Genomic DNA, 5,241 nt, shown 5'->3' with positions numbered 1-5,241 from the left:
TCGCAGGGTCAGGGCGGTCCCCGTCCGACGCCCGGCGGCATGCCCCGTCCGCAGGGCGGCGCGGCCGGTCCGCGTCCCGGCGGCGGCAACCGTCCGAACCCCGGCATGATGCCGCAGCGTCCCGCGGCCGGCCCCCGTCCCGGTGGTGGCCCCGGTGGCCGCGGCCCGGGTGGCGGCGGTCGTCCCGGCGGCGGTGGCGGCGGTCGTCCCGGCTTCGCCGGTCGTCCCGGCGGCGGCGGTGGCGGCGGCTTCGCCGGCCGTCCCGGCGGTCCCGGTGGCGGTGGCGGCGGCTTCGCCGGCCGTCCCGGTGGCGGCGGCGGTCGTCCCGGCTTCGGTGGCCGTCCCGGCGGTCCCGGTGGCCGTGGTGGCACGCAGGGTGCGTTCGGCCGTCCCGGCGGGCCCGCCCGTCGTGGTCGCAAGTCGAAGCGGCAGAGGCGCCAGGAGTACGAGGCCATGCAGGCCCCGTCGGTGGGCGGCGTCATGCTGCCTCGCGGCAACGGACAGACCGTCCGCCTGTCGCGTGGTGCGTCGCTGACCGACTTCGCGGAGAAGATCGGCGCCAACCCGGCCTCGCTCGTCGCCGTGATGATGAACCTCGGCGAGATGGTCACTGCCACGCAGTCCGTCTCCGACGAGACCCTCCAGCTGCTCGCGGGCGAGATGAACTACGTCCTCGAGGTCGTCAGCCCGGAGGAGGAGGACCGCGAGCTGCTCGAGTCCTTCGACATCGAGTTCGGCGAGGACGAGGGCGGCGAGGACATGCTCATGTCCCGTCCGCCGGTCGTCACCGTCATGGGTCACGTCGACCACGGCAAGACCCGCCTGCTCGACACCATCCGCAAGACGAACGTCATCGCGGGCGAGGCCGGCGGCATCACGCAGCACATCGGTGCCTACCAGGTCACGACCGAGGTGAACGACGAAGAGCGTCGCATTACCTTCATCGACACCCCGGGTCACGAGGCGTTCACCGCCATGCGTGCCCGTGGTGCGAAGTCGACCGACATCGCGATCCTCGTGGTCGCGGCCAACGACGGCGTCATGCCGCAGACGGTCGAGGCGCTCAACCACGCCAAGGCCGCCGAGGTCCCGATCGTCGTCGCGGTCAACAAGATCGACGTCGAGGGTGCCGACCCGACCAAGGTGCGCGGTCAGCTGACCGAGTACGGCCTGGTGGCCGAGGAGTACGGCGGCGACACCATGTTCGTCGACATCTCCGCCAAGCAGGGCCTCAACATCGAGTCCCTCCTCGAGGCCGTGGTCCTGACCGCGGACGCCTCGCTCGACCTGCGGGCCAACCCGGAGCAGGACGCGCAGGGTATTGCGATCGAGTCGCACCTCGACAAGGGCCGCGGTGCCGTCTCGACGGTCCTGGTCCAGCGCGGCACGCTGCGCATCGGCGACACGATGGTCGTCGGCGACGCGTACGGCCGTGTCCGCGCGATGCTCGACGACAGCGGGAACAACGTCGAGGAAGCGGGTCCCTCGACCCCCGTCCTCGTGCTCGGTCTCACCAACGTCCCGGGTGCCGGCGACAACTTCCTGGTGGTCGACGAGGACCGTACGGCCCGTCAGATCGCCGAGAAGCGTGCCGCCCGCGAGCGCAACGCCAACTTCGCGCGCCGCGGCGTCCGGTTCTCCCTGGAGAACCTGGACGAGGCCCTCAAGGCCGGTCTGGTGCAGGAGCTCAACCTCATCATCAAGGGCGACGCGTCCGGTTCGGTGGAGGCTCTCGAGTCCTCGCTGCTCCAGCTCGACGTCGGCGAAGAGGTCGACATCCGGGTCCTGCACCGCGGTGTGGGTGCGGTCACCGAGTCCGACATCAACCTGGCGACCGGCTCCGACGCCATCGTCATCGGCTTCAACGTCCGGGCAGCCGGCCGTGCGCAGCAGATGGCGGAGCGCGAGGGCGTCGACGTCCGGTACTACTCGGTGATCTACCAGGCCATCGAGGAGATCGAGGCGGCCCTCAAGGGCATGCTCAAGCCGGAGTACGAGGAGGTCGAGCTCGGCACGGCGGAGATCCGCGAGGTCTTCAAGTCGTCCAAGCTGGGCAACATCGCCGGTGTGCTCGTCCGGTCCGGAGAGGTCAAGCGCAACACCAAGGCGCGCCTGCTGCGCGATGGCAAGGTCATCGCGGAGAACCTCAACATCTCCGGTCTGCGTCGCTTCAAGGACGACGTCACCGAGATCCGCGAAGGGTTCGAGGGCGGTATCAACCTCGGCAACTTCAACGACATCAAGGTCGACGACGTCATCGCGACGTACGAGATGCGCGAGAAGCCGCGCGTCTGACCTGACACGCGACCGGGGCCGGTCGGCGGGACTTATTTCCGTCGATCGGCCCCGGCCGTTGCGTGTACGGTTCCCGTATCGGCGTCAGCTTGTGGCGCCCTTACGAACCCGAACCGGCGGGACATCCGGACACACATGTATGTGGGGACTCTGTCCTTCGATCTGCTCCTCGGCGACGTCCACTCGCTCAAGGAGAAACGCTCCCTCGTTCGCCCGATCGTGGCCGAACTCCAGCGCAAGTACGCGGTGAGTGCGGCGGAGACGGGAAACCAGGACCTCCATCGCAGGGCCGAGATCGGGCTCGCGCTGGTCTCCGGGGACACGGGACACCTCAGCGACGTACTGGACCGCTGCGAGCGGCTGGTTGCCGGGCGCCCCGAGGTGGAACTGCTCTCGGTTCGACGCAGACTCCACAGCGACGAAGACTGAAGCAAGAAGAAGTAAGCACTTAAGGAGACGGACCAGTGGCCGACAACGCGCGCGCCAAGAGGCTGGCGGACCTCATCCGAGAGGTGGTGGCCCAGAAGCTGCAGCGCGGGATCAAGGACCCGCGGCTCGGCACCCACGTCACCATCACGGACACCCGCGTCACCGGTGACCTGCGGGAGGCGACCGTCTTCTACACGGTGTACGGGGACGACGAGCAGCGGGCCGAGGTGGCCGCCGGTCTGGAGAGCGCCAAGGGCATCCTGCGCTCCGCGGTCGGTGCGGCAGCCGGCGTGAAGTTCACGCCGACCCTGACCTTCGTCGCGGACGCCCTGCCGGACAACGCCAGGACGATCGAGGACCTCCTCGACCGGGCGCGGTCCTCGGACGCCCAGGTGCGGGAGGCGTCCGCGGGCGCCTCGTTCGCCGGGGACGCCGACCCGTACAAGAAGCCCGAGGACGACGACACGGACGCCGCCGACAAGGACGGCGACGCCTGAGCATGTCCGACCGCACCCCTGTGCCCGACGGCCTCGTCATCGTCGACAAGCCGTCGGGCTTCACCTCGCACGACGTCGTGGCCAAGATGCGCGGGATCGCCAGGACCCGCCGCGTCGGCCACGCCGGCACCCTCGACCCGATGGCGACGGGTGTCCTCGTGCTCGGCGTCGAGCGCGCCACCAAGCTCCTCGGCCATCTCGCGCTGACCGAGAAGGAGTACCTGGGCACGATCCGGCTCGGGCAGACCACGCTCACCGACGACGCCGAGGGCGAGCTCACCTCGTCCACGGACGCGTCCGGCGTGCGCCGCGACGCGATCGACGCGGGCATCGCCGAGCTGACCGGCGACCTCATGCAGGTGCCGTCCAAGGTCAGCGCCATCAAGATCAACGGTGTGCGCTCGTACAAGCGGGCCCGCGAGGGCGAGGAGTTCGAGATCCCGGCCCGCCCGGTCCGGGTCTCCTCCTTCACCGTGTACGACATCAGGGACGCGGTCGCCGAGGACGGCACCCCGGTGCTCGACCTGGTCGTGTCCGTCGTCTGCTCCTCCGGCACCTACATCCGGGCCCTCGCCCGTGATCTCGGTGCCGGACTCGGCGTCGGCGGCCATCTGACCGCGCTGCGCCGCACCCGCGTCGGGCCCTACAAGCTCGACAGCGCCCGGACGCTGGACCAGCTCCAGGAGTCGCTCGACGTGATGCCGGTGGCCCGGGCGGCCGGCTCCGCCTTCCCCCGCTGGGAGGTAGACGCACGCCGCGCCAAGCTCCTTCTGAACGGCGTGCGGCTCGAGATGCCGGCCGAGTACGCGGGCGCCGGGCCCGTCGGTGTGTTCGGCGCCGACGGGGCGCTCCTCGCGCTCGTCGAGGAGTCCAAGGGCAAGGCGAAGAGCCTGGCCGTCTTCGGCTGACGGCGCGCCGGACGACGGCACGCGCCGGTGGAGCGGCGGGCACCCGGTCGACGGGTGCCCGCCGCTCCCCGTTCCCCCCTCTGTCAGGTCTGTCCACCGTGCCGGGCGACTTCACCCCATCGAGCGGGCGCTCGGAGTGAACCGGGGGAGCGGAAGGGGGCGCGTTCGTCCCGAGCGCTGTCCGGCTGATCATTTCGCGCCTACCGTCGAGACCACGGGGGGTGGCGGAGAACGGCGGGAGGTTCAGCGGCATGGTCGATCCGCCGCTGGTTCGGATCTGTGATCTGGCCGGGCGCCCGCGCGGAGCGGGATTCACCGTGGACGACCGGGGGACCGTGGTCACCGGTCACGAAGCCGTGGACGGGCTCGGCCGCCTCGTGCTGCACGCGCCGGGCGGCGCCACCTGCGTCGTGGGCCCCGAGGCCGTTCTCGAGTTCCCGGCCGTGGGCCTCGCCGTCGTACGCGCCGAGGCACTCGGTGTCCCGCCCCTGCCGCTGGCCCCCGGCGGCCCGCTGCCCACCGGGGCCTACGTCCGCATCCCGGCCGGCGGCTGGCGCGAAGCGCGGGTGCTCGGCCACGGACCCGCCACCTACACGGCCACCGACCGCTTCCACGCGATCGACGACGTCATGGAGCTGGCCATGGGCACCGCGGGCGCCGACGCGCTGCGGCTCGGCGGCGGCGCCGCGGGCGGCCCCGTGCTGGACGCCGTCACCGGCGCCGTCGTTGCCGTGCTCGGCACCGCCCTGCAGACCGGACACCGCTCCGCCGGGCTCGCCGTCCCGCTGCACACGGCCGTCGCCGCGGACCCGCAGGGCCTCCTCGCCGGCCTCCTCGCGCGCAACGCGACGACGGTGCCCGCCTACGGCGACCAGCTGAACGCGGCGGGCGTGCTCCAGCTCGCCGCCGTCTCCGTCGGCAGCGAGGGCCCGGCCCCCGACGCCGCCCCGGACCCGGTCGAGCGGCCGGACGTCGTGCGCGAGCTGGCCGCCTTCGACACCGGGGACGCGACCGTCCTCGCCCTCGTCGGCGACCCCGGCAGCGGACGCACCACCGAGCTCGCGGCTCTCGCCGCCCGCCGGGCGTGCGGCGCGGCCCCAGCGCCCACCGTA

At 71.9% G+C, this 5,241-nt stretch carries 5 protein-coding genes; all 5 read left to right on the top strand.

Features of this window, described 5'->3' with window-relative positions; translation table 11 throughout:
* Positions 1 to 2,295: translation initiation factor IF-2 (infB, locus tag GTW43_RS22300; RefSeq protein ID WP_161303794.1), on the top strand; the 2,295-nt coding region annotated here is incomplete at its 5' end.
* A gap of 135 nt (positions 2,296 to 2,430) precedes the next feature.
* Positions 2,431 to 2,724, top strand: coding sequence for a DUF503 domain-containing protein (locus GTW43_RS22295; RefSeq protein ID WP_161303793.1), 294 nt, complete (start codon positions 2,431 to 2,433; stop codon positions 2,722 to 2,724).
* 35 nt (positions 2,725 to 2,759) lie between these two features.
* On the top strand, positions 2,760 to 3,221 hold the full coding sequence (gene rbfA / locus GTW43_RS22290; protein WP_161303792.1) for a 30S ribosome-binding factor RbfA: 462 nt from the start codon (positions 2,760 to 2,762) through the stop codon (positions 3,219 to 3,221).
* 2 nt (positions 3,222 to 3,223) lie between these two features.
* Positions 3,224 to 4,129 carry a tRNA pseudouridine(55) synthase TruB gene (truB, locus tag GTW43_RS22285; RefSeq protein WP_161303791.1) on the top strand — a complete coding sequence of 302 codons (906 nt, stop codon included), beginning with the start codon at positions 3,224 to 3,226 and terminating at the stop codon, positions 4,127 to 4,129.
* A 251-nt stretch (positions 4,130 to 4,380) separates the two neighbouring features.
* Positions 4,381 to 5,241 (top strand): trypsin-like peptidase domain-containing protein (locus GTW43_RS22280; RefSeq protein ID WP_343246093.1); only part of this gene is annotated, 861 nt, incomplete at its 3' end.

The organism is Streptomyces sp. SID5785 (genome assembly GCF_009870065.1).
In the GTDB taxonomy this organism is placed as follows: domain Bacteria; phylum Actinomycetota; class Actinomycetes; order Streptomycetales; family Streptomycetaceae; genus Streptomyces.
Note: the sequence above shows the minus strand (reverse complement) of the source record. Positions and strands in the feature narration are given on the sequence as shown.

Coding starts and splice junctions, on each gene's coding strand:
- truB (WP_161303791.1), top strand. CDS start 3,224: ATGTCCGACCGCACCCCTGTGCCCGACGGCCTCGTCATCGTCGACAAG.
- GTW43_RS22295 (WP_161303793.1), top strand. CDS start 2,431: ATGTATGTGGGGACTCTGTCCTTCGATCTGCTCCTCGGCGACGTCCAC.